The sequence below is a fragment of the Hymenobacter antarcticus genome, from assembly GCF_039539545.1.
Classification (GTDB): Bacteria; Bacteroidota; Bacteroidia; order Cytophagales; family Hymenobacteraceae; genus Hymenobacter; species Hymenobacter antarcticus.
The window spans coordinates 39,036-62,284 of the sequence record NZ_BAABDI010000009.1 but is presented as its reverse complement, the minus strand read 5'-3'; the positions used below and the strand labels follow the sequence as shown (position 1 = coordinate 62,284).

Genomic DNA, 23,249 nt, shown 5'->3' with positions numbered 1-23,249 from the left:
GAAATGCACCAGCAATATGGGCCCGCTACGACTGAGCGGGCCGCTCCAGCAGCACGCCCGGCTCGCCCTTGTACACGGTGCGGGCGTATTCGCGGAAACCGAATTTCTCCGCGATACGCAGCGAAGGCTGGTTGTCGGGGTGAATGAGGCAAACCGTGCGCGCCCCACCAAAATGCGCGTCACCCCAGGCCTGGGCCGCCGCCACGGCTTCAGTAGCGTAGCCCTGGCCATGCGCGGAGGCGGCCAGCACCCAGCCCATTTCGGGCGCATCGCCCAACGGCGGCTCAATGGTACGCTTGCCGTCGAGGTAGCCCACGGCCCCGATAAACTGCCCGGTGGCCTTCACCTCGAGGGCCCAGAAGCCGAACCCCATTACCACCCAGTGTCCGGCACTGCGCAACAGGGTGCGCCATACTTCCTCCGTGGGCAGTGGCTCGGGGCTGAGGTAACGGTAGTAGTTGGGGTCCTGCCACATGGCAATCCAGGGGTCGAAATCATCGGCGCGGTAGCCGCGCAGGAGTAAGCGGCTGGTTTCCAGCATCGGCACAGTGGGCGTGGGGGAGGTGAGAACAGACATGGCGGCAACTTACCACCGTTCGGCCAGACTGACCCAGAATTCCACAAAAAAGCCCCCGCGCCGGGTGGCACGGGGGCTTACCTAAATTTATCCAACTGCCGCCGGGCGCAGGTTGAGCGTTCTGGTCTGACCGCCCGAGGCGGTCTGACCGGTTGAAGCGCCCCCGATTTCGCCCTCCCGACAACCGGTCAGACCGCCTCGGGCGGTCAGACCGGAGCAACAACCCCGGATTTGAGTAAGAACAGAGCCTCGGGTGGCACGGGGGCTTGTCCGAATCGGGCCAGATTGCAAACAGTATCCGCTACCAGGAGCCGCTGTTGTTATCAGTGTCGCCGCCATCGAATCCGCCGCCGCCGGTGTCATTCGAAGACGTGTCGTCGTAGGACGAGTTATTGTCGTCGGTCGAGAAGTAGTCGGAGGAAGTATCGGGGGCCGTGTTGGCGTCGGAGAAATAGTCGGGGCCGGCCGTTTCGCCGCTGCCAGTACCACCGTCGCGGGAGTTGAAGTAGTCGCCCGCCGCGGCTGTGCCAGCGGCTCCGGCTCCGGCCGCGGCACCCGTACCGGCACCCGCGCCAAACCCAGCATTGGTGCCGTCATTCGCCAGGTTGCTGCCCGACGTATCGTGGCCCGACGCCATGCGGTTGCCCAGGTACGCGCCGGCCGCCGCCGCCGCTCCCGTGGCCAGCATGCCGCCCATGCCCATGCCACCCCCGGAGTTGGACATTCCGCCGCCGGAGTTTCCACCCTGATTATAGTTGCCACCCTGGTTGTTTCCACCCATCGGCCCATTACCCCGGTTGGGCAGGAAATCGGGCGCGGGGCGCGAAGCTGCCTGCGTGGCTGCCTGCGTAGCTGCTCCGCCGCTGCGGTTGCGGAACATGCGCACCACAAACCACAGAATCCCGCCAATTACCAGCGCGCCAATCAGCAAAACACCCATGCCAGGGCCCGACGAAACCGGCTCGGGGGCGGGCTGCGCCATAATAGGGTCGTTGGAAGGCGCTTGGGCCGGCACCTCGTCCGAGAGGTTGTTAGAGGAGTTGTTTCCGGCGGTTTCCGCGCTGCCGGCCGCGCCCTGCGCTGCTGCATCAGGGGCCGTGGTGGCCGCGGGCATGCCTTTAGCTGAGCTGGGGTTGGCCGTGGCCATCAGCGTATTCAAGCCAGTGCGCAGCCCGGCAAAATAGTTGCCCTGCTTGAAGCCCGGAGTCATTTCGCCAATAATGCGGCTCGTGACGGCGGGCGTAATCACGTCGCGCAGCCCGCTGCCGGCCTGGATGGTCACTTTGCGCTCCTGCGCTCCCACCAGCACCACAATGCCGTTGTTTTTATCGCGCTGACCCACGCCCCAGGCCGTGCCGAGGGCGCGGCCGTAGTCGGCCACGTCGCGGCCGCCCAGGCTGGGCACGGTCACGACGACGACCTGCGTGCCGGTGTTGTCGGCGTAGCGGCGCAGGCCGCTTTCCAGCTTCCTGGCATCGGCCGGGGCCATCAGCTGGGCCTGGTCATTCACGAAGCGGAAGGGCGTGGGGCGGGCGGGCAGGCCATCGGCGCCGGCCTGGGCCGCCACTGGTTCCCTCAGCCCAGCCGAGAGGAAAATCAGAAATACGAAAGCAAGAAGACGGAGCATGAGCGAAAAGATGAAGGTGAAAGGAGTCGTGACAAAGTCGCGGAGCCTTTTACGGTTTTCAGGCCGGGGCGGCCACCTCTACTCCGCTGCTGCCGGCTCCACGGCGCGCTCGAAGCGCAGGCGGCCATCGGGAACCGGGCCGGCAGCTTCGAAGCCGTTGTGCAGCAGCACTTGCTGGGAGGCGGGGTTATCGGCGTTGGTGTGGGCGATGAGCCGGCGCACCATGCCGGTGGCGGCGGCCTGCTGCACCAGCCCGGCCACCAGCTCGGTGGCCAGGCCCTGCCCGCGCCAGTCGGCCGCGATGGAGTAGCCGACTTCAGCCACGCCCGCCGCATCGGGCGGGCCCATGAAGCCGCCCGCGCCCACCAGCGTGCGCGGGGCGGTGTCGTCGGCTTTGCGCAGGGCGTACCAGCCGTACCAGCCGGCGGCGTCGCGCCCCCCGGCCGTGAGCTGCTCCAGGAAATATTCCTGAGCTTCGCGGTCGTACTCGCCGGGGGGCCAGTCGGTGGGCAGGGCGGCCCCCAGCAGCATGGGGAAGTACTGGGGTTTGTGCAGCTCGGCCGTGAGCAGGGCGCGGCTGGCGGCCAGCAGCAGCAGGCGGGGCGTGTGAGTTATTAGCGGAATCATAGCGTGCGTATACGGCCGGGCCGGTTGGGTGGTGCGAAATAAGCTGCCCACGGCCAATCAGCCGCGTCAGTCCCTTAATCCACTGCCGGACGCTGTCCTTGCGGTCGCTTTTGTGTCTGTACTGCTTGCCCGGGGCCAATGCCCGCCATTGCCCTGGCTCATCTGGCATCAATACAACTCCAGCATTTCTTAATACCACTCATTACACGGCGAGTCACTAGCTTTGATACCCGTGGCGGGTCCTATATTTAGCGCCCCACTCATCCTATTTCCCTTCTCAATGTACTGCAAGCTCCTTCTTCTCGCTGGTTTTGTGCTATGTACCGGCGGGGCCAGTGCCACCCCCATTGGCACCATTCAGGGCAGTGGCGCGGCGGCCCGGCCGGGCACCTACACCATCGAGGCGGTGGTGACGGGCGTGTACGCGGGCCTGAGCCCGGCCGGCTTTTACGTGCAGGACGACGCAGCCACCGCCGACGGCGACCCCGCTACTTCCGACGCCCTGTTTGTGGTGGCGCCCAGCCCCACGGTCAGCATCGGCGATAGAGTGCGCATCACGGGCGTGGTGCGTGAGGATGCCGCCGCACCCTCGTTTAATCAGGCCGTGCTCACCGAGCCGGCGATTACGGTGGTGTCGTCGGGCAATGCGGTGCCGGCCTTTATCACCATTACCAACGCCGCGTTTTCGGCCGCCGCGGCCGAGCGCTACGAAGGCATGCGGGTGCAGTTTTTGGACCCCATGACCGTGACCGACAACTTCAGCCTGAAGCAGCGCGGCGAACTGGTGTTATCGGCCCAGGGCCTCACCTACCAGCCCACGCAGCTCATCGACCCCAACGATGAGCCCGCCACCGGCACCACCAGCACCGGCACCCGCAACCTGGCCGCCGTGAAAGCCTACCAAACGGCCAACGACAACAAATCCCTGGTGCTCGACGATGGCAGCTCAGCCCCCAACCCCACGCCCACGCCCTACCTCGACCCCAGCACCGGCACCGTGCGCGTGGGCAGCACCCTGAGCGGCCTGCGCGGCATCATGGGCTACGGCTACGGCAAGTGGCGCGTGCAGCCGCTGCCCGGCACGGGCGCGCCCGTCGTGAAGACGGAGCGGCCCAAGGCCCCGCCCGCCTTCGGGCCGCTCGACCTGAAGCTGGCCAGCTTCAACGTGCTCAACTACTTCAACGGTGACGGCGAGGGCGGCGGCTTCCCCACGGCGCGCGGGGCCAAAACGCCCGAGGACTTTGCCCGCCAGCGCCGCAAAATCATTCTCGCCCTCAGCCAGATGAATGCCGATGTGGTGGGCCTCACCGAGATTGAGAACGACGGCAACGGCTCCGCCTCAGCCATTCAGGACCTGGTGAATGGCCTGAACGAGGCGATGGGAGCCGGCACCTATATTTTCGTGAACGACGGCGATGCCAACCGGCAGCCCAACAATACGGACCTGATTCACTGCGCCATTATCTACAAGCCGCAGGTGGTGGCTCCGCTGGGCCCGCCCCTGGTGGCCACGGTGCCGGGCGTGTTTGAGCGCCCGCCGCTGGCGCAGGTGTTCGTGACCAAGCGCAAGGAGCGGCCCGATACGCTGGGCTTCGTCATCAACCACTTCAAGAGCAAGGGCAGCGGCAGCGGGGCCAATGCCGACCAGAACGACGGCCAAGGCGGCTCGAACGACCGCCGCCGCGCTCAGGCCCGGGCCCTGGTGCAGTTCATCAACCAGACGGTGATTCCGGCCGGCGCGGCGCGGGTGGTGAGCGCCGGCGACTACAACGCCAACTACGAGGAAGACCCGATGGACATTATGCGGGCCGCCGGGCTGGTGCCGGCCACGCCGCCCACCAGCGCGTCCTACGTCTTCCGGGGCCTCACGGGCTCGCTCGACCACGCGGTAATCACCAATAACCTGGTCGGCTTCCTCGACGTGCAGAAGTGGCACATCAACTCGGCCGAGCCCAACGTGCTGGAATACAGCAACGCCGGAGCGGCCACCGACATCACCACGCCGTTCCGCTCCTCCGACCACGACCCGGTGCTGATTGGGGTGAATTTCGCGGGCATCCACAACGCGGGCACGGGCCGCCGCTCCAACCGCCTGTTTGTGTACCCCAACCCGGCCGCGGGCTCCCGGGCTTTTACCCTCGCCGACGTGCCCGCCAGCGCCGGGGCCCTCACCCTCGATTTTTCGCTGCCACAGGGGGGCCGACTGGTGTCGCTGCACGGCTCGCCCGCCCTGCTCCAGGGCGAGCTCAACCGCTACACCACCCACCTCGCGCCCGGCATCTACGTGCTGAGGCTCAAAGGCAAGGGCTTCGCGCAAACCCAGCGGGTGATGAAGGAGTAGCCGCTGCCGCATCCGGTAGCGTGGGCCAGTAGCCATCCGCACTCACCGCCGCGCCCGACACCCCAGCGGCGAACTGAAACCCGAAGTATTTTAGTCCCATGGAATCCTTACTCGCCCGCATCACCACCAACCCGCGCCAGTGCGGCGGCCGGCCCTGCCTGCGCGGCATGCGTATCCGCGTGGCCGACGTGCTCCAGCTCTTCGCCGCCGGCCTCACCGCCGGGCAGATTCTGGCCGAAATGCCCGACCTCGAAGCCCCCGACCTGCAAGCCGCCCTGCACTACGCCGCTTAAGCAACTATTGCCGCTAGGGTAGCTGCCCGTGCTCGTCCAGGACCGTGCCGGGCGGCACTTTCCCGGTTTCTATCAGGTGCGCCAGCAACGCTTGTTTCGTCACTGCTTGCCGGGGCGTTTTGCCAGCGGCTATTTCCTCCTCTGTTAGGCCGCTGGTTTCGAATATGCGCCCCATCTTTTTGAGCAGGGATGCTGCGTAGGCTTGGCAGGCCTGAAAATCTTCTGCCTCCAGGTCTGGATAGTCGGCCAGGATTTCCACCTCCATCATCCCCGAAGCCAGGTATTCCAGTACTACCCACACCGGGTAGCGCAGCCCCCGCACCACCGGCTGCCCGTGGCAAATCTGGCAGTCAATAGTGATGCGCGGATGCGCCGCTGAAGAAACCGTTTCCAGGTGGCTAAACCACCAATGCGCCGCCCCGGCAGTACACCCGCAGCCTAGGCCAGCAAGCTGCTGACCGAGGGGATTTTCCAGAACGGCATGTACTCCGTCCACCCCAGCAGGAAGGAAAACAGGACGTGGATAAACGGGGCCGACAAAAAGCTCAGTACCAGGTACGCCACCGTTTTGGGTCTGTTCAGCTTCAGGACAAACGGGGGCAGCAGCACCGTTATCAGCATCGGAATGGGGTAATACAGCCACCAGGGCAGCCCCAGCAGCAGGCCATATTTCCCAAATAGCATTCCGAACACCACCACCACCAGGGCCAGCAGCCCGATAGCTACTCGTTGGGCCCAAAATACCTCTTTCGATAAAAGAAGCCGCAGCATCAGGACGAACACCAGCAACGAGGCCAGTATCATGAAAGGGAAATGCCACGCCGTATTCATAAGAAGCACCTATTGCAGAGAAGAAGATGCGCCAAATTACATCGGGCAAAAGCCCCCTCGGCCCCAACCGCAAACCAGCCGCTCCCGGGGCAGCAGCCCCGGGTGATGCTTCAGGCTACCACCAACCCGTATTTGGCCATGATTTCCTGCACTCGCGCCGGGTCAGGTGGCCCCCCGGCCTGCAGCAACGCGCCAAATTCCCGGAAATAGGCCGGGCCGATGGTGGCTGGGGTGAGAACCGTGAGCAGCGTGGCCGTTTCGGTGCCTAGGTTGGCGTGGTGATGCACCACCCCGCGCGGGATGAAGCACTGGTCGCCGGGCCCAATGTCCTGAACCAGCCCCCCGATGGTGGTACTCATGGTGCCGGCCAGACCATACACCAGCTCGTCTACCTCTTCGTGGTAGTGCGGAGCGGGCACTTTGGCACCCGGCGGCACCGAAAACTCGAATACCACCATGCGCTCGTCGGTGTCGTTGCCGTCGAGCAGGAAGCGCAGTTCCAGCGCTCCAACGCGGATTATTTCTTTGGGCTCGGTCATGGGTTCAATTTACCACCGAGCCGCCCAAAAACCAAACCAGCCGCCCCCGGTATCGGGAGCGGCTGGCAGTTACTCCGACCCAATGGATACTAGTACACCTCCTTCTGGAAGCCGAAGGCCCGCAGCACGCCGCGCTGGGCATCGGCGTCGGGGTAGTTCGCCTTGATGCTGAGGACCAGCGAGCCCAGGGCCACGCGCAGGGGCGCTTCGAGGGCGTTTTTCTGGCCCACGGCTTCGGAGGCGGTACCGCGCATTTCGCCGCTGTCTTTGGCCAGCTGGGCGTATTCGGTGGCGATGGGCTGCCACACAGCCACGCCGAACTTACGCTTGTCGTACTTGTGGGCCGTGAGGGCGGCCACCAGCTTGGCCAGCGCGCCGGCGCGGGCCGTGCGGGCGGCGGGCAGCCGGAAGTTCTTGCCCTCGCGGATGATGCCGAACTCGGCGTAGTAGCCCTCGCCGCCGTCCTCGTCGTGGTCTTCGGCCAGGTAGCCCTTCACAAAGCCCAGGTTTTTGGTGATGAGCTTATCGAGCGTTTTCATCCGCTTCGACTGGGGGCTCAGGCCGTCGTCGGCCCCGTCGGCGGTGCCCAGGCTGGCGGCGTAGGCGGCGGCCTGGGTGCCAAAGGCGGCTTTGCTCACGAAGAGCAGCGCGGGCAGCTCGGAGGCGAGCCAGGCTTTGGCGGCGGCCGTGCCCAGGGTGGCCAGGGCCAGCTGGCTGGTGGGCAGTCGTTCTTTTTTGTTGGGCTTGGCGGGGGTAGCGGGGGTAGGGGCCGAAGCGCCGGGCGTAGTGGGCGACATGGAAAGTTGGTAAAAGGGTTGGAAATGAAACGGATTACGCCGTCAAGGTATCGCTATTCCTATCCATTTCCTACCACCGCCCGCCCCAACGGGCAGCCGGGTGCCCGAACGACCATTGGGGCCGCCCCAAACCGCAGTCGGGCGCCCGAATGAGCATTGGGGCGGCCCCAACAGCTATTTGGGCACCCGACCAGCCACTGGGGCCACCCCAATGCCCATTCCGCCGCCCGAACGCCCGTTGGGGCGGCCCCACGGCCCCACCCGCCCACCCGCCGCGACCGGGGCGCAGGCGGCTGGGAGAAGCTTAAGGTGCTAAGTAGGTCGGACAATTTAGTTTGCATTAGATAAGAACGGTCATGCTGAGCGCAGCCGAAGCATCTTGCTTGTGGTAGCTAACCAATCGTTCAACGATGCGGGCGAGATGCTTCGGCTGCGCTCAGCATGACGGTCAGGAAGTATAAACTAATTCTTCCGGCCTACTTATCTTTGAATAGTTACTGGATTTGACCACCTCGTTGGTACCCAGATGCTAAACCCAAGAACAGCATTTCCCCCTCCTCTGCACCAAAGTTTTCAATGTCAACCAAGAGCAAGATTGGCTCATATCTGCTAATTCTGCTCTTCAACGCAAGCATTTGCTGGATAAACTTGAACTTGACAATAAACGCAGACAGAACATTTAAAAAGGAAGTCACAATGAAGCAAGAAACTTACACTACTCACAATAGTGCAGAGGATTTGAATCAGGGATTTGCCAGTGCGGATACGGTATCTGTGGTGGCTTAAGCCTCTTGAGGCTATATAAAAAAGGACGGCCATAGTACCATCCTTTTTAGGTCAATACCACTGTATAGATGACAAATATCTGGAAACCTATCGAAGGCTACTTACGTTTTTGCAAAATACTTTGTGGAATTTCAGCGGAATTTCCCCACCTTTGCCCGTAGAAAAGCTCTGTAGCTCCCGAACGCCCAAGTTCCACTTGGGAAGTTTATGTAGGGAGAACGGAGCTTTTTCTATTTCTTATACTTCGTAGTATCTACCTCCTTAGCATTGGGTACGAAGAGCCAATGTCTGTAAGCGTGGAGCCAGCGGTTTTCCAGACCACCGCCGCGCAAGCCAGTAGAACAACCACAATTGAAAGCGGGAAGCAGTCGTTGGATACGCCCGTTGATGTGCTTGTACAATTTTTCTTTTGCGATGGTCCGCTTGCCTCTGTACCGGGCACCGTCTGGCTTTTCGAGGTGCTTGTCATTGAGGCGAAAAGCCATACTGCCAAGCACGACATCTAATAGTTGCAGCAGCCGGTGAGTTTTAGAGTCAACCTCGGTGATATCATCTCTTCTGAATTTGATGTGAGCCAGCCTGAATTCAGGTTTTGTCTGTAAGCCCTTGATGTATTCCTTGAATGCTTGCCGCTTAGGCAATGTATCGGGCAAATAATCAAAATATGCCCTTACATATACTGGACGGCCAGAATCATTACTGTATGGCAGACCAAAGGCATGCTGAAAGAAGTGGTAATACAGAATGAAATATTCATTCTGTAGCTGCTCATCTGATAGATTAAGCGGTCGATTTGCATTCTGCGTGAACATGATTCGCACCTTTAACAACCCGGCATCCATGAGGTCGAAAAAAGTGTCCATTAGAGCAATATACTTGTTCAAGTAGTTTGCCGTCACCTTCTGCCATTTGATTTCGTTGTTGAAGTGGTGTTCGGCGCAGACTGCATCTATGACCTTTTCTACACGTCGCAAGTCGCGTGAGCGGACCAATACACCTCCGTAGAAATTTGAAAAGAACTTGCCATCTTTAACCGATTCGTCGCAATATATTCTGTATTCCATTAGGTAGAAAAAGCAAGAAAGGAGGGCTTTAAGACCTCCTTTCTTGAATTAATAATAGACCAGAATCAGCTTACGACCCACACGCCTCGCAATCCTCCGGGTTATCCAGCGAGCAGCTCATGTCGGATTGGTTTTGCTCCACCAGGGCCAGGGGCTCCAGGGTTTCGGCGGCTTGCTTTTCCACCGTGAACTTGATGGCGTCGGCGGCGGCTTTGGTGCGCAGGTAGTACATACCGGTTTTCAGGCCGCGCTTCCAGCTGTGGAAGTGCATGCTGGTGAGCTTGCCGAAGTTCACGTTTTGCACGTGCAGGTTCAGGCTCTGGCTCTGGCAGATGTAGGCTCCGCGGTCGGCGGCCTGGTCGATGATGCGGCGCTGCGAAATCTCCCACACCGTCTTGTACAGGTCCTTGATGTGCTGCGGGATGCGGGCAATGCCCTGCACCGAGCCGTTGGCGGCGATGATTTCCTGCTTCATCGCGTCGTTCCAGAGGCCCAGGGCCACCAGGTCGTGCAGCAGGTGCTTGTTCACCACCATAAACTCGCCACTGAGCACGCGGCGCACGTAAATGTTGCTCGTGTAGGGCTCAAACGACTCGTTGTTGCCCAGAATCTGGGCGGTGCTGGCCGTGGGCATGGGGGCCACCAGCAGCGAGTTGCGGGCGCCGTGCTTCACCACCTCGGCGCGCAGGCTCTCCCAGTCCCAGCGGCCCGAGTCGGGCGTCACGTTCCAGAGGTCGAACTGGAACTTGCCCTGGCTCAGGGGCGAGCCGGGGAAGGTTTCGTAGTAGCCGTCCTTAATGGCGAGGTCCTTCGAGGCCGTCATGGCCGCGAAGTAAATGGTTTCGAAGATGTCCTTGTTCAGGCCCGAGGCTTCGTCGCTCTCGAAGGGCATGCGCAGGGCAATAAACGTGTCGGCCAGCCCCTGCACGCCCAGCCCGATGGGGCGGTGGCGGAAGTTCGACTTCGCGGTTTCGGGCACCGGGTAGTAGTTCACGTCAATCACCTTGTTCAGGTTCAGCGTGGCCTGGTAGGTCACCTCGTACAGCTTGTCGTGGTCGAAGGTGGTGTGGCCCTTGGCGTCGGTCACGAGGTAGCGGGGCAGTGCCAGCGAAGCCAGGTTGCACACGGCAATCTCGTCCTTGTCGGTGTACTCAATAATCTCGGTGCAGAGGTTGCTCGACTTAATCGTGCCCAGGTTTTGCTGGTTCGATTTGCCGTTGGCCGCGTCCTTAAACAGCATGTAGGGCGTGCCCGTCTCGGTCTGGCTTTCCAGAATGGCGAACCACAGCTCCTGCGCCTTGATGGTTTTGCGGCCCCGGCCCTCGCGCTCGTACTTCAGGTACAGCTTCTCGAATTCCGGTCCCCAGCTATTGTCCATGCCGGGGCACTCGTGGGGGCACATCAGGGTCCAGTCGCCGTTTTCCTCCACGCGCTTCATGAATAGGTCGGGCGTCCAGAGGGCGTAAAACAGGTCGCGGGCACGCATTTCCTCTTTGCCGTGGTTCTTCTTCAAGTCCAGGAATTCGAAAATATCGGCGTGCCAGGGCTCCAGGTAAATGGCGAACGCGCCCTTGCGCTTCCCACCGCCCTGGTCCACGTAGCGGGCCGTGTCGTTGAACACCTTCAGCATGGGCACCAGCCCGTTCGAGTTGCCGTTGGTGCCCTTGATGTAGGAGCCCGTGGCCCGCACATTGCTCACCGACAAGCCAATGCCGCCGGCCGACTGCGAAATCAGGGCGCAGTTCTTCAGCGTGTCATAAATGCCATCAATGGAGTCGTCCTTCATCGTCAGCAGGAAGCAGCTCGACATCTGCGGCTTCGGCGTGCCCGCGTTGAATAGCGTGGGCGTAGCGTGGGTAAACCACCGCTCGCTCAGCAGGTGGTAGGTTTTGAGTACCGACTCAATATCCTCCTTGTGGATGCCCACCGACACGCGCATCAGCATGTGCTGCGGCCGCTCCACCACCTTGCCCTCCAGGCGCAGCAGATAGCTCCGCTCCAGCGTCTTGAAGCCGAAGAAGTCGTAGTTGTAGTCCCGGTCGTAGATAATGGCCGAATCCAGGGTGTGGGCATTCTTATGAATCACCTCCCACACGTCCGTGGCCAGCAGCGAGGCATTGTCGCCATTCTTGGGGTCCTCGTAGGTGTACAGCCGCTTCATGGTGCTGCTGAAGGACTTGCTGGTCACCTTGTGCAGGTTGCTCACCGCGATGCGGGCCGCCAGAATAGCGTAATCCGGGTGCTTGGTGGTGAGCGAGGCGGCGGTTTCAGCGGCAAGGTTGTCAAGTTCAATCGTCGAAACGCCGTCGTAGATGCCGTCAATCACCTTCATGGCCACGGCTATCGGCGAGACAAAATCCTGATTCAAGCCGTAGCAGAGCTTCTCAATGCGCGCCGTGACTTTGTCAAACTTCACGGATTCGCGGCGGCCGTCGCGTTTAATTACTAGCATACCAGTGGTGTTTGGGTGTGAGTTTTTCTGTATAAAAAGCAGCCGCCGGATGGCCCCGTAGCCGCAACTTGTTAGCGTAGATGTGAAAGGGTAGCGTCGAAGGCACCGGAAAGTGGAAGCCTTGTTTCATTCAATCCCGGAAATTACCGCTTCTGTTTCGGGAGGGCAAGGGAAAAATAGAGAAGTTTTCCACAGACAGCTGTAGCGTAGCGTAAACGCCTGTTTTAGGAATTATTAGCAGTGACTGAAACGTTGTAGCGTATATTGCCTTCAATTGACGACTTACAGACCCCCAAATGACTGCAAAGCCTTTCCAATCATCCGTAGCGGCCGTTGTAGCTCTGCTCGGCGGGCCATCGGTTATGCCGCAACTCGTCCACACCAATCTTGACCTGATGCGCGCCGCCGCCGCCGGCGTTTCCATCAAGGCCGTGCGAAACCTGCAACGCCACATGCGGCTCACCAACCGCGAGATGAGCGAGGTACTGTCCATTTCAGAAAGTACGCTGGCCCGGCGCGAACAGTCACAGCGCAGTCTCACCCGCGATGAGGGCGAGAAAACCATTCAACTATCGGCTGTAGTAGCCAAAGGGCTGGAAGTATTCGAGAATGAGCCCGATTTTCACCAGTGGCTACAAACCAGCAATCCCGCCCTCGGCGGCGAGCGTCCGCAGGCCTTACTGTCGTCGGCGCTAGGCCGCGAACAAGTCCGTGAAATACTGTTTCGGATTGAATGGGGGATTTTTTCCTGAGTTGATTTTATTGTTTAGGCCAGTAACGAGCAATTCAGCAAAGGCGTAAATATTCTCATGAAACTCTACCGATTCAGCAAGCAACATCGCATCGCTGATACTTCCGGGCAAGGCGGCCTGTATAGCGACGGCCGCTGGCACCGGCAGGGCACGCTAATCCTATATACCGCCGAGCACCTTTCGCTAGCGAAGCTGGAAGTTCTGGCCAACTCGCCAACGCTCCCGGTGAATTATGCCGTGCTAACGCTGGAAGTGCCCGCTGATGCTTCTGTCAAAGTAGTCGACGTTGGCCAACTGCCCACCAACTGGTTTGGCCTCCCCTATCCGCCGGAGCTGGCCGCTATCACGGAGGAATGGATTGCAGAAGGCAACTTTTGGCTCATGCGCGTGCCATCGGCCCATTCGCCCGCCGAATACAACTACCTATTCAATCCCCTTCATCCCGACCACTCGCAGCTGCGCGTCGTGTCAATCGAGCCGCACCCGTTTGATACCCGGCTGAAATAGCTGCCCACAAGAAAGCCCGCCGCTGCGTTAGCAGGGCGGGCTTTCTCACACTTGGTTTGCAGGCTGGCTTTAGAAATCCTCGTCCAGCGAAAAAGCGTTTTCGGTGCGCTCGCTCATCACGCCGGCCTTCTGGTACTCGGCCACGCGCTTCTCGAAGAAGTTGGTTTTGCCCTGCACCGAAATCATTTCCATGAAGTCGAAGGGGTTGGCCGTGTTGTAGATTTTGGCACAGCCCAGCGACACCAGCAGGCGGTCGGCCACAAACTCGATGTAGTTCGCCATGTTCTTGGCGTTCATGCCGATGAGGCTTACTGGCAGGGCATCGGTTACGAATTCCTGCTCGATGCGCACGGCGTCGGCGATGATGCTTTGCACCCGCTCCTCGCTCAGCTTGTTTTGCAGGTAGCCGTAAAGCAGGCAGGCGAAGTCGCAGTGCAGGCCCTCATCGCGCGAAATCAGCTCGTTCGAGAACGTGAGGCCGGGCATCAGGCCGCGCTTCTTCAGCCAGAAGATGCTGCAAAACGAGCCCGAGAAGAAAATACCTTCCACGGCGGCGAAGGCGATGAGGCGCTCGGCAAAGTTTTCGGAGTTAATCCACTTCAGGGCCCACTCGCCTTTTTTCTGCACGGCGGGCACCGTTTCGAGGGCGTTGAAGAGGTAATCCTTCTCCTTGGGGTCTTTGATGTAGGTATCAATCAGCAGCGAATACGTCTCACTGTGAATGTTTTCCATCATAATCTGGAAGCCGTAGAAGCAGCGCGCTTCGGGCATCTGCACCTCCTGCATGAAGTTTACGGCTAGGTTCTCGTTCACGATACCATCGGAGGCCGCGAAGAAGGCCAGCACGTGCTTGATGAAGTGCCGCTCGTTGTCGTTCAGGTTGTTCCAGTCTTTCTGGTCCTGCGAGAGGTCAATCTCCTCAGCGGTCCAGAACGAGGCCTGCGACTTTTTATAGAACTGCCACACCTCATCGTTCTGGATGGGGAAAAGCACAAAACGGTTGGGGTTTTCGGCGAGGAGCGGTTCCATAAATGTAGCAGGTGTTGATGACGGGTTTGACGAGAAAGATGCCTGACTAACCCTGGTTAGAGGGCAGATGTTTGGCTGAGCCCCCAGAAATGCGGCCTCCCTTTCAACACCAAATATAGCCCAGTCAAGGGGGCAGACTACTACTGCTCTTAGCTTTTTTATGTCCTAATTTTTAGTTACGTCCATCTTTTTTCGCCCGCGAAATGCCGCTTTGCCCAATAGTTTCCCAAGCCGGCAGTATCGTAAAAATGGCTCAATATCAGGCTCTTTAGCCCTACTTATCCACATTCAGGCTGTGGATAAGTCTACTTGTCCCCAAATTGCCTGCTTTTCGGGCCGGTTCGCGCCATTTTTTAACGGTGCCGTAATCTGCGCTTCATCCATCGGGAGGGGCTTTCCGGACCTTGCCCGCTGGCCAGCCAATGATGATTAACAACTTAGGTTTGGATATGCCGAAGCGAAGTCGTACTTTTGCCTTCCCATTTCAGAAAAACCCGAGAAAGCTGATGTACGCAATTGTTAACATAGCTGGCCAGCAGACCAAGGTTGAGGCCAACAAATTCGTTTACGCTCACAAACTGGCCGGCAACGTCGGTGACGTCGTTACGCTGGGCAATGCCCTGCTGACCGACGACAACGGCACCCTGACCATCGGTGCGCCCGAGCTGAACATCGCCGTAACTGGCACCATCCTCGCCCACGTAAAGGGCGACAAGGTTCTGGTGTTTAAGAAGAAGCGCCGCAAGGGCTACCAGAAAATGAACGGCCATCGTCAGTCGTTCACCAAAGTAATGATTAACAGCATCGGCTAAGGCCAAGGCTGAGTTATAAATTTTGAATTATAAATTATAAATTGACTGAATGTTTCAGTTGATGAGTAATTCAAAATTTATAATTTATAATTTATAATTTCCCAAAAACATGGCTCACAAGAAAGGTGTCGGCTCGTCCAACAACGGCCGCGAATCTCATTCCAAACGTCTCGGCGTGAAAATCTTTGGGGGCCAGGCTCTCATTGCTGGCAATATCATCGTGCGTCAGCGCGGTACCAAGCACCACCCCGGCGAGAACGTGGGCATGGGCAAGGACCACACGCTGTTCGCGCTGGTTGACGGTGAAGTGCAGTTCCGCAAGGGCCGCAAAGACCGTTCGATGGTGACGGTTATTGCCCGCGAAGTAGTTTCGATGCCGGCTTAATTGCCCGCTCGATTTGACCGAAAAAGGCTGCCCCGCAAGAGGCAGCCTTTTTCGCGTCGGGGTATCATCAATGACTTACCGGCCGAAGTAAATGCCGGGGTCAAGCTGCGCGTTCAGCGCATAAAGGACCGGCTTGCTCGGGCTGGCATCCAGCTCCAGGCTGGTGATTTGGATATTGAGCAGGTAGAGGCCGTCGGCCACTTCGTCGGGCACGAAAATCAATTCGGTGATGGTGGCCCCGCAGCGGGGCTGGGCCGGGTAGCGCCAGAAAGCGTGGTGGGCCAGGAGCTGGCCGGCATCCTCCTCACGGTCGACGCTGGGCAGGTCGAGCAGGAAATGCTGCACGTTGTACTCGACCAGCCACTCGGCCAGCGCGGGCTCGATGTAGGTGGGATTGGTGCCGGAGTAGTGACGCTGCCGCTTGGCTTCGTCGTTGGGCAGCGTGCGCAGCACCAAGGCTTCGGGAATGGAGCGGTCGGGCTGCTGGGCCAGAGCGGCCTGCACATCAGCCAGCAGCACCACCAGGTCGCCGTTGGCTTGTGGCACTGGAGCCACGCTCACCAACCGGGCTACGAACAGGAAGCGGCGCAAGCACTGGTTGAGCGTCACGGCCGGGTCGGGGGAGATATGGCCGTAGCATTCGGTGTGCGTGCCGTTGCCGTGCGGCGTGACGTGGATGCGCTGGTAATTGGTGCTGCCGCCCAGCGCCACGCTGCCCACAAAGCTGCCCACCCGAATGGTGTCGAACTCCACGGGCTCGGCCCAGAAGCAGTTCACCTGGTTCGGGCCGGGAGCCAGGGGCAGGGAAATGTCGATGGGCGCGGCGGGGTCGTAGGAGTACGTGCGGCCGGCGTAAGGGAAGGTGGGATTCAATTGGTTTGCCTTTAATGTATAGGGACGCCTTGCAGGAAATTACCGCAGAGGTGCGCAGAGGGAAACGCGGAGTGAAGCAGAGGACAAGATGCTTGAGGGCTTCCACCTGTGTCACTCCCCTTTCGTGGGATGCTGGTTGCTCAGGAGGCCAGGAGTCTGGATGCTTCTTCGGTTACCAAACTATTCAGAATCTGGCTGATTTCGGTAGCGCGACTGATAATAATGAGATGGCCGCCGGATAGGCGGTACTGGCTGGCTGCGGCCCCAGCGGGTAGCAGCCGGTCGGTAGTGCCGTGGATGCGGATGGCTGGTATAGCTGGCTGGCCGGGCCACTGCAACAAACGTGCAATGGCCCAGCGAGTGAAAGCGGGGTCGGTATCGCGCAGAATCTGCCGGAGCAGTTGGTATTCGCGACCATTACGCACACCAAAAAACCATTGGGCCACGCGCGGCAGCCGGGGCAACAGCTGTGGGGGCAGCAAATGGTAAAGGCCGGTAGCGCGGGCCAGTCGCCCCAGCCAGGGCAATTCTTCCGGACCGATTAAACTGGAAATCAATACAACCTGAGCCAAGGGGCGCAACCGCCCAACTTCCAACGCCAACACACCGCCGAACGAAACGCCCACCAGCCAACAAGCCTGCTTGATTGGAATGGCGGCCGCGAGGCGCGCCGCGTAGTGGGCCAACGGCTCCGTGGGCGTTTGGGGAGGCAGCCAGCGCAGGATATGCACTTCGCCCCGCAGGTGCAGGAATTGAAACACCCGCTCATCGGCCCCTAACCCGGGAATCAGGTAAAAGACAGGTGGAGTCGACTCCATGCCGCCTACGAATCCAAGCGCACAAACACGCCTTCGAGGTAGAAGATATTGTGCGGCTGGGGGTCGTCGGGGTCGTCGTCGCCCAGCTCGCCGTCCTCGGTGGCGGGGTAAGTGACGGACAGTTTCAGGGCCACGCTGGGCAGGGGCACGGGCGGTCTGTCGTCGGAATTGTATTCGAGCAGGGCGGGCCATTCTGCCGTGGCCAGCGCATCGGCTACTTCTTCCTGGAGGGCTTCGGCGCGTTCGTGGGCGAGGCTTAGCAGGGTATCGAGCGACTTGAAAGGCAGCGCGAGGTGGAAGAAGTGGGTGTCGTTATCAAAATTTGTGGTGCCCCACACAGTCACGTCGTCGGTGTTGTCGAACACGATGGCAACTACGTGAATCTGTTCCACGAAGAAGTCGGAATCGTCGGCAATGCTGTCGCTCAGTAGTTTCATAATCACTGATTTTCGCTGATTAACCGTGATTTCGTTGATTTCTCTTTCGGCTGGCTGTACGCTTTTTCATTTGTTGGCAGGATACTGAGCTTATCATTTGCTGCCACGGCCCTTTCCAGCGCAAAATGAGTCAGCGGAATCACGGTTAATCAGCGAAAATCAGTGATTGAAGAGTTCCAGCGTGATGTGGTCGGCCAGCAGCTTGCCAGCGTCGGTCAAGGTAAGAACTTCGTTTTGGATGTGGGCCCAGCCGTTGGCCTGCAGCTCGGCGAGGTAGGCGGCGCGGGTGGCGGGCAGGTCGAGGCCGTGGTGGGTGCGCAGGTGGGCCAGGTCGCAGCCGCGGGCCGTGCGCAGCGTGGTGAGCAGGTATTCGTTGGCGCGGTCGGTGGCCGTGAGGATATCCATCGTCACGGGCACTTCGTCGCGCTCCAGCACGGCGGCCACGTACTGCGGGTTGTTGGCGAGAGTGAACTGGCGGTTCTGGCCGTCGTAGCTGTGGGCGCTGGGGCCGAGGCCGAGGTAGGGCACCCCGCGCCAGTAATTGCCGTTGTGGCGGCTCTCGCGGCCGGGCTGGCAGAAGTTGCTGATTTCGTACTGCTCGTAGCCGTGGGCACGCATGGCGGCCAGCAGCATCTCAAACTGCGTGGCTACAAATTCATCGGGCGCGGCCTTGAAGGTGCCCTTTTGCAAGCGGTGCCCGAAGGCCGTGCCCGGCTCAATGGTCAGGGCGTAGGCCGAAACGTGCGGCACGCCCAGCGCGAAGGCATTGGCCAGGTCGGCCTCCCAGATGTGGTGGCCCGGCGCGGGCACCCCGTAAATCAGGTCAATCGAAATATTCTCGAAGCCCGCATCCTGGGCGCGGCGCACCGCCGTGGTCGATTCTTCGGCGGTGTGGGCGCGGTTCATCATCCGCAGGTGAGGCTCATAAAAGCTTTGCAGGCCAATGCTGAGGCGGTTGATGCCGGCTGCTTGCAGCTCGCGCAATTTGGCGGCACTGAGGTCGTCGGGGTTGGCTTCGAGGGTGATTTCGGCCTGGGGGGCCACGGCGAAATGGCGGTGGATGGCCTCAAAAATCTGCGTCAGCTCATCACCCGAAAGCAGCGATGGAGTGCCGCCACCGAAGTAGATGGTTTCCAGCGTGGCTTTTGGTCCGAGGTAGTCGCGGCGCAGCTCAATTTCCCGCCCAATAGCCTCTACCAAGCGGCTTTTCAGCCCCAGCGACGTGCTGAAGTGGAAGTCGCAGTAGTGGCAGGCCTGCTTGCAGAAAGGAATGTGGAGATAAAGGCCGGCCATAATTACGCAAATGCGGGACTACCTGCCCCCCCCGGAAATCCGGTAACAACACCGTCCGGCCCGTAGTGCAGCCCAACGACTGGCAAAGGTAGAAGCGCAATCCCTCGCGACTGCCCTTCACCATTCACTTTGCCCAGGATTCCTTTTCTTGCCGGCCAGTTCCATCATCCGGCCGCCTCAGCATGACCAAACTACACACCGAAGCGGGCGGCTACGACCTGTTCTGCCGGGCCGATTGGTTTTATTACCTCGTCAACCTCAGCAAGAACGGGAGCCGGGATTATCAGTACTTTCAAAACGACTTGACTCGGAACGTCGCCATCACCGAGCAGGAATTCAATGCGGCTAAGTACGGCCCCGGTATCGTGCCCTTTGAGCACGGCGAAGAAGTGGTGCCCCTGCCAGACGGTGGCACCCTGCGGTGCTTTTTCCATAGCTCAACCGTCCGGATTTTCAATCCGGCCGGCGAACTGTTGCGCACCCTGCCCGCCGAGGTGACCGCCGGCTGCACTATCTACAGCATTGCGCTGGATGCTGATGGGCAGCTCTGGACAGCCGAACCATCATTTCACTACGTGGGCCAATACGACCTGGCCACCGGGCAGCGGCTCTGGGGATTAGGCGGCAACTGGGACCCTACCGAATTTAACCACCCTGAGGACCTGGCGATTTATGGTGAACACGCCTTCATCAGCGACATGGGTAACCAGCGCTTGGTGGTGCTGAATACCCGCACCAAAGTGCTAGGTACGTACCGCACCTTTGAGCAGCCGGTGTGGCAATACCGGCAATTCCAAGGTCAGGAGTTGGTGCGGCTGGACGATGGCATCTATTTGCTGTGAATGCGGCCCCGGTTACAGGCTCCCTGAAGCAAGATGGGCGGCAGCAGCGCCCTTCATTCTACCTTCGGGAAATTAAACGCCGGCTTTCGCGTTGTGCCCTCGAATGACTACCCGGTTCTCGCTGTGTTTTTGGGGAATGTTGCTGCTGCTCACCGGCTCGGTTGCCCGCGCCCAGACGCCCGGCTTCAGCCCCACCGCACCCAACCAGCCCGGCCTGGCGGCCCCGCCCCTGCCGCCGCCCACGCCGGTCCCGGTGGCGGCCCCGCGCCGCGTGCTGGCCCACCCCCGTGTGCTGCGCCTGGATGCCGAAGCGGCCGACCTGCCCTTGCTGCGCCGCTACAAAGTGCGCGCCACCGTACCCGACTCGTTGAGCGCGCTGCGCCAAGTGCGCGAGCTGGTGCGGGCCCTGCAGGGCGATGCCTACCTCACCGCCTCGGCCGATACCATGCGCTGGACCCGCGACACCGTGCGGGTGCGCCTGTACGTGGGCGAGCAGTTCCGCTGGGCCTACCTGCGCAACGGTAACCTGGGCGACGGCCTGCTCACCCGCGCCGGCTACCGCGAAAAGTTCTTTCGCAATACGCCTTTCATGCCTGAGGATTGGGCCAGGCTACAGGAGCGTGTCCTCACCGAAGCGGAGAACCAGGGCTTCCCCTTTGCCACCGTTGGCCTCGATTCGGTGCAGCTCAGCGGGCACGACATTTCGGGCCGCGTGGTGCTGAAACGCGGGCGGGCGGTGATTTTCGACTCCTTGCAAATCGTGGGCAACACCAAGACCAAGAAGCGTTTCCTCATCAAGTATCTGCAGATTATTCCGGGGCAGCCCTTCAGCCAGCAGCGGGTGGCGGCAGCCGCCCAGCTGCTGCGCCAGTTACCTTACGTGAAGCTACGGGCCGAACCCGAAATCCGCTTCGCCAAGGGCCGGGCGCGGGTTTACCTGCTGCTTGATGAGCGGCCCAGCAACCAGTTCGATGCCATTGTGGGCATTCTGCCCAATGCCAACGCCGACCAGACCGGCGTGCAGTTCACGGGCGAAGTCACTATCAATCTGCGTAATATCAAGGGCGGCGGCAAGCAGGTGGGCCTGCAATGGCGCAAAACCGACGCGCTTTCGCAGCTGCTTGACGCCCAGTACGTGCATCCCAACTTCTTCGGCACGCCGCTGGAGCTGGCCGGCACGTTCAACCTGTATAAGCAGACCGACGCCTTCACCATCATCCGGCCCCGGCTGCAGGTCACGTACCCCACGGCGCAGGCCGGGCGCGTCAGCTTTTTTGCCGAGCAGCGCGGCTCCTTCATTGAGGCCGTGCAGGACACCGCCGTGCTGCCCGCCAACCTCGACTCGCAGTTCAACTCCTACGGCGTGGGCTACGCCTGGAACAGCCTCGACGACCTGTTTTTTCCGCATCGCGGCTACCTCTTCAACGCCCAGGGCGCGGTGGGCACCAAAACCATCAGCATCAATAGCGAGCTGCGGCCCAAGCTCTACGCGGGTATTCCGCTGCGTTCCACGCAATACTCGCTGGCCGTGCGGGCCGAGCGCTACCTGCCCGTGAAGCGGGCCGGGGTGCTGCTGCTCCGCCTGCGCGGCGAAGGCCTGTTCAACCCGCGCCTGTTCACCAACGACCTGTTCCGGCTGGGCGGGCTGAACTCTCTCCGGGGCTTCAACGAAAACCAGTTCTACACCAGCTCCTACGCCGTGGCCACGGCCGAGTTCCGCCAGTTTATCGGGGCCGACTCCTACGTGTTTTTGTTTGCCGACCAGGCTTACCTGCGGCACGATATAGAGAACGACCGATACGACGACCAGCCCACCGGCGTCGGTGCGGGCCTGAGCTTCCGCACGGCGGCGGGACTGTTTCAGTTTGTGTATTCCATCGGGCAGGCCAGGAGCCAGCCCTTTGAGCTGAAATCCTCCAAGATTCACTTCGGCCTGACCAGCCGGTTCTAGCGTAGTGTGGACTCTGCGAGTCCGCGCCTGAATGGCGTAAACCCAAGCCCCCTAAAGTCCCGGTTAGGCCGCCATTTTGACTGCCCAAAGCCCCTTTTACGACACCCTGGCCGAAATCGGAAAAGTTCCCGAAAAAACACGCCAATACGACTGATTTTCAGCATGAATAAGCCGTAATTCAGATTGGTACATCATTTGTAATAGCAAGTCCGAAGCCGCTCTAAACCCGGCTCCTTGCCATGAAACTTATCAGCTCGAAATTCATCCACAACATTGCTCCCCAGCTCGACTTGCTCAACACCATTGGCGGTGGCGTAGCCCAGCCCCAAATTCGGGTCGACCAGCTTCCGAAGGGTGTGATTCTGCGCGTGGCCATGCCCACCGTGTCGGCCGACCGTTTCCGCGTGGTCCTCAATAACCAGAAGCTCACCGTGTTCGGAGAGTACCGCCACGAGCCCGACGACCAGCTCGCCGCGCCCCTCTTCGTGCAGACCCTCGACCTGCCCAACAACCTCGACCTGAGCCGCATCGACGCCGTGCACGAGGGCCAGGAGCTGCGCGTACGCATTCCCTTTTCCAACACGAATGACCAGCAGCGCGAAATCGACATTCGCCACAATTAAATAGTAGGTCCTGAGTAGACGGCAGTCGCTGTTTGGCGGCTGCCGTCCCTTCCCTACCAACCCTACCAACCCAACCATAACGCCGGGACCGACCGGCACCGCAGTCCAGTGATAACGTCGGGGCCGACCGACCAACTTTTCAGTTTTGGGATTCCACTCTTGAGCCACCGCCCACAGCGGTGGTTTTGCTTTGACCACGGATTAGCACGGATTTTAGCGGATTTCACGGATTTTGTAGTCGATTATTGTTGGAAGAGAAACCCAAAAGAGGCTTGCCAGTTGGCAAGCCTCTTTGATTGCTCAGTCGATTACAAAATCCGTGAAATCCGCTGAAATCCGTGCTAATCCGTGGTCCCGAACAAGGGGATAATGAGCACGAAGCTCATGACCAGCGCGAGGTAGAACCAGCCCATTATCTGGCCGCGGTGGTGGCGCGGCAGGCGGTTGCTGAGCACCAGCATGGCCGCAATAATCAGGGCCAGGTGCGCCACGAAGAAGACCATCGTCTTCAGCCAGTTGCTCACAATCGTGTTTTCGGGCTGATTCTGGTTGCTTTCGCCCAGGCCCGAAGTGAGGTAGCGCAGGCCGTAAAAAGCCACCGTTTCGAAGGCGATGAACCAGGCCAGCCCGGCCAGCAGCGCCATTTTGGAAGATTTTTTGGCGACATCGGCCATAGCTATTACGGACGGGGCCGGCCCTGCACTTCGGCCGAGCGGGCTTTGATGTAAAGTTCTTCAACCTTGGTGCGGGCCCAGGGCGTGCGCCGCAAAAACGTGAGCGACGACTTGACGCTGGGGCTATCCGCGAAGCAGTTCATGCGCAGCCGCGCATCGAGCTCGGGCCAGCCGTAGGCCGCCACCAGGTACTCGAGAATAGTGGTCAGGTTGACGCCGTGCAGCTCGCGGATGAGGTGGCCGGACTCGTCGCGGGCATCGGCAGCGCGGAGAAAAGACATAGCAAAAGGGGCAAGCGAAAGTGCAAAGTTGGTGAAAA

The 23,249-nt window shown here is 60.3% G+C and carries 25 protein-coding genes; 9 read left to right on the top strand and 16 right to left on the bottom strand.

Annotated elements, in window-relative coordinates; all coding sequences use genetic code 11:
* Nucleotides 1-25: 25 nt before the first annotated feature.
* The 3 genes from ABD819_RS08505 to ABD819_RS08495 all read right to left on the bottom strand — a co-directional run bounded on the left by ABD819_RS08505 (nucleotide 26) and on the right by ABD819_RS08495 (nucleotide 2,831).
* Entirely contained in the window at nucleotides 26-577 is a 552-nt protein-coding gene (locus ABD819_RS08505) for a GNAT family N-acetyltransferase (RefSeq protein WP_345123072.1), read from the bottom strand.
* A gap of 301 nt (nucleotides 578-878) precedes the next feature.
* A complete protein-coding gene (locus ABD819_RS08500) occupies nucleotides 879-2,204 on the bottom strand; it encodes a TPM domain-containing protein (protein ID WP_345123070.1) in 1,326 nt (441 codons plus the stop codon).
* A 78-nt stretch (nucleotides 2,205-2,282) separates the two neighbouring features.
* A complete protein-coding gene (locus ABD819_RS08495; RefSeq protein WP_345123068.1) occupies nucleotides 2,283-2,831 on the bottom strand; it encodes a GNAT family N-acetyltransferase in 549 nt (182 codons plus the stop codon).
* Nucleotides 2,832-3,111: 280 nt separating this feature from the next.
* Here ABD819_RS08495 and ABD819_RS08490 point away from each other — a divergent pair, with 280 nt between their 5' ends.
* Entirely contained in the window at nucleotides 3,112-5,172 is a 2,061-nt protein-coding gene (locus ABD819_RS08490) for an ExeM/NucH family extracellular endonuclease (RefSeq protein ID WP_345123066.1), read from the top strand.
* A gap of 98 nt (nucleotides 5,173-5,270) precedes the next feature.
* Nucleotides 5,271-5,465 carry a DUF433 domain-containing protein gene (locus ABD819_RS08485; RefSeq protein WP_345123064.1) on the top strand — a complete coding sequence of 65 codons (195 nt, stop codon included), beginning with the start codon at nucleotides 5,271-5,273 and terminating at the stop codon, nucleotides 5,463-5,465.
* Between the two features lie 13 nt (nucleotides 5,466-5,478).
* On the opposite strand, the gene ABD819_RS08480 is transcribed toward ABD819_RS08485, so the two are convergent.
* From ABD819_RS08480 to ABD819_RS08455, 6 genes are all read right to left on the bottom strand, one after another.
* Nucleotides 5,479-5,961, bottom strand: coding sequence for a DUF433 domain-containing protein (locus ABD819_RS08480; RefSeq protein WP_345123062.1), 483 nt, complete (start codon nucleotides 5,959-5,961; stop codon nucleotides 5,479-5,481).
* Nucleotides 5,904-6,269: a hypothetical protein gene (locus ABD819_RS08475; protein ID WP_345123060.1), complete on the bottom strand. Its 366-nt coding sequence runs from the start codon at nucleotides 6,267-6,269 to the stop codon at nucleotides 5,904-5,906. Before ABD819_RS08475 ends, ABD819_RS08480 begins: the two co-directional genes overlap by 58 nt.
* A 137-nt stretch (nucleotides 6,270-6,406) precedes the next feature.
* Nucleotides 6,407-6,835 (bottom strand): cupin domain-containing protein, encoded by a 429-nt coding sequence (locus ABD819_RS08470; RefSeq protein ID WP_345123058.1) that lies wholly within the window; start codon nucleotides 6,833-6,835, stop codon nucleotides 6,407-6,409.
* Nucleotides 6,836-6,924: 89 nt separating this feature from the next.
* Nucleotides 6,925-7,632, bottom strand: a complete 708-nt coding sequence (locus ABD819_RS08465) for a hypothetical protein (RefSeq protein ID WP_345123056.1) — start codon at nucleotides 7,630-7,632, stop codon at nucleotides 6,925-6,927.
* A 1,016-nt stretch (nucleotides 7,633-8,648) separates the two neighbouring features.
* Entirely contained in the window at nucleotides 8,649-9,482 is an 834-nt protein-coding gene (locus ABD819_RS08460) for a DUF3800 domain-containing protein (protein ID WP_345123054.1), read from the bottom strand.
* Between the two features lie 70 nt (nucleotides 9,483-9,552).
* Nucleotides 9,553-11,934: a ribonucleoside-diphosphate reductase subunit alpha gene (locus ABD819_RS08455; protein WP_345123052.1), complete on the bottom strand. Its 2,382-nt coding sequence runs from the start codon at nucleotides 11,932-11,934 to the stop codon at nucleotides 9,553-9,555.
* A 362-nt stretch (nucleotides 11,935-12,296) separates the two neighbouring features.
* Between ABD819_RS08455 and parS the strand changes: the two genes are divergently transcribed.
* Both parS and ABD819_RS08445 read left to right on the top strand, forming a co-directional pair.
* A complete protein-coding gene (gene parS / locus ABD819_RS08450; RefSeq protein WP_345123051.1) occupies nucleotides 12,297-12,686 on the top strand; it encodes a type II RES/Xre toxin-antitoxin system antitoxin in 390 nt (129 codons plus the stop codon).
* Nucleotides 12,687-12,743: 57 nt separating this feature from the next.
* Complete coding sequence (locus ABD819_RS08445; RefSeq protein ID WP_345123048.1) at nucleotides 12,744-13,193, top strand: RES family NAD+ phosphorylase; 450 nt, start codon at nucleotides 12,744-12,746, stop codon at nucleotides 13,191-13,193.
* Nucleotides 13,194-13,262: 69 nt separating this feature from the next.
* Here ABD819_RS08445 and ABD819_RS08440 read toward each other — a convergent pair whose 3' ends face one another.
* Complete coding sequence (locus ABD819_RS08440; protein WP_345123046.1) at nucleotides 13,263-14,222, bottom strand: ribonucleoside-diphosphate reductase small subunit; 960 nt, start codon at nucleotides 14,220-14,222, stop codon at nucleotides 13,263-13,265.
* A 506-nt stretch (nucleotides 14,223-14,728) separates the two neighbouring features.
* Here ABD819_RS08440 and rplU point away from each other — a divergent pair.
* Entirely contained in the window at nucleotides 14,729-15,034 is a 306-nt protein-coding gene (gene rplU, locus ABD819_RS08435; RefSeq protein WP_035560717.1) for a 50S ribosomal protein L21, read from the top strand.
* Nucleotides 15,035-15,143: 109 nt separating this feature from the next.
* Nucleotides 15,144-15,419: a 50S ribosomal protein L27 gene (gene rpmA / locus ABD819_RS08430; RefSeq protein ID WP_345123040.1), complete on the top strand. Its 276-nt coding sequence runs from the start codon at nucleotides 15,144-15,146 to the stop codon at nucleotides 15,417-15,419.
* A gap of 75 nt (nucleotides 15,420-15,494) precedes the next feature.
* On the opposite strand, the gene ABD819_RS08425 is transcribed toward rpmA, so the two are convergent.
* The 4 genes from ABD819_RS08425 to hemW form a co-directional block, all read right to left on the bottom strand.
* Entirely contained in the window at nucleotides 15,495-16,292 is a 798-nt protein-coding gene (locus tag ABD819_RS08425) for a cyclase family protein (protein ID WP_345123038.1), read from the bottom strand.
* Between the two features lie 140 nt (nucleotides 16,293-16,432).
* Nucleotides 16,433-17,110 (bottom strand): alpha/beta hydrolase, encoded by a 678-nt coding sequence (locus ABD819_RS08420; RefSeq protein WP_345123036.1) that lies wholly within the window; start codon nucleotides 17,108-17,110, stop codon nucleotides 16,433-16,435.
* A gap of 5 nt (nucleotides 17,111-17,115) precedes the next feature.
* Nucleotides 17,116-17,547 carry a hypothetical protein gene (locus tag ABD819_RS08415; RefSeq protein WP_345123033.1) on the bottom strand — a complete coding sequence of 144 codons (432 nt, stop codon included), beginning with the start codon at nucleotides 17,545-17,547 and terminating at the stop codon, nucleotides 17,116-17,118.
* Nucleotides 17,548-17,706: 159 nt separating this feature from the next.
* Nucleotides 17,707-18,840, bottom strand: coding sequence for a radical SAM family heme chaperone HemW (hemW, locus tag ABD819_RS08410; protein WP_345123031.1), 1,134 nt, complete (start codon nucleotides 18,838-18,840; stop codon nucleotides 17,707-17,709).
* Nucleotides 18,841-19,022: 182 nt separating this feature from the next.
* Here hemW and ABD819_RS08405 point away from each other — a divergent pair, with 182 nt between their 5' ends.
* The 3 genes from ABD819_RS08405 (at nucleotide 19,023) to ABD819_RS08395 (ending at nucleotide 22,256) form a co-directional block, all read left to right on the top strand.
* Nucleotides 19,023-19,682, top strand: a complete 660-nt coding sequence (locus tag ABD819_RS08405) for an NHL repeat-containing protein (protein ID WP_345123029.1) — start codon at nucleotides 19,023-19,025, stop codon at nucleotides 19,680-19,682.
* Between the two features lie 103 nt (nucleotides 19,683-19,785).
* On the top strand, nucleotides 19,786-21,633 hold the full coding sequence (locus ABD819_RS08400) for a BamA/TamA family outer membrane protein (RefSeq protein ID WP_345123027.1): 1,848 nt from the start codon (nucleotides 19,786-19,788) through the stop codon (nucleotides 21,631-21,633).
* A 239-nt stretch (nucleotides 21,634-21,872) separates the two neighbouring features.
* Nucleotides 21,873-22,256 (top strand): Hsp20/alpha crystallin family protein, encoded by a 384-nt coding sequence (locus tag ABD819_RS08395; RefSeq protein ID WP_345123025.1) that lies wholly within the window; start codon nucleotides 21,873-21,875, stop codon nucleotides 22,254-22,256.
* Between the two features lie 341 nt (nucleotides 22,257-22,597).
* Here ABD819_RS08395 and ABD819_RS08390 read toward each other — a convergent pair whose 3' ends face one another.
* Together ABD819_RS08390 and ABD819_RS08385 are read right to left on the bottom strand one after the other, a co-directional pair.
* Nucleotides 22,598-22,930, bottom strand: a complete 333-nt coding sequence (locus ABD819_RS08390) for a hypothetical protein (protein ID WP_345123023.1) — start codon at nucleotides 22,928-22,930, stop codon at nucleotides 22,598-22,600.
* Nucleotides 22,931-22,935: 5 nt separating this feature from the next.
* A complete protein-coding gene (locus ABD819_RS08385; RefSeq protein WP_345123021.1) occupies nucleotides 22,936-23,211 on the bottom strand; it encodes a VF530 family protein in 276 nt (91 codons plus the stop codon).
* Nucleotides 23,212-23,249 lie beyond the last annotated feature (38 nt).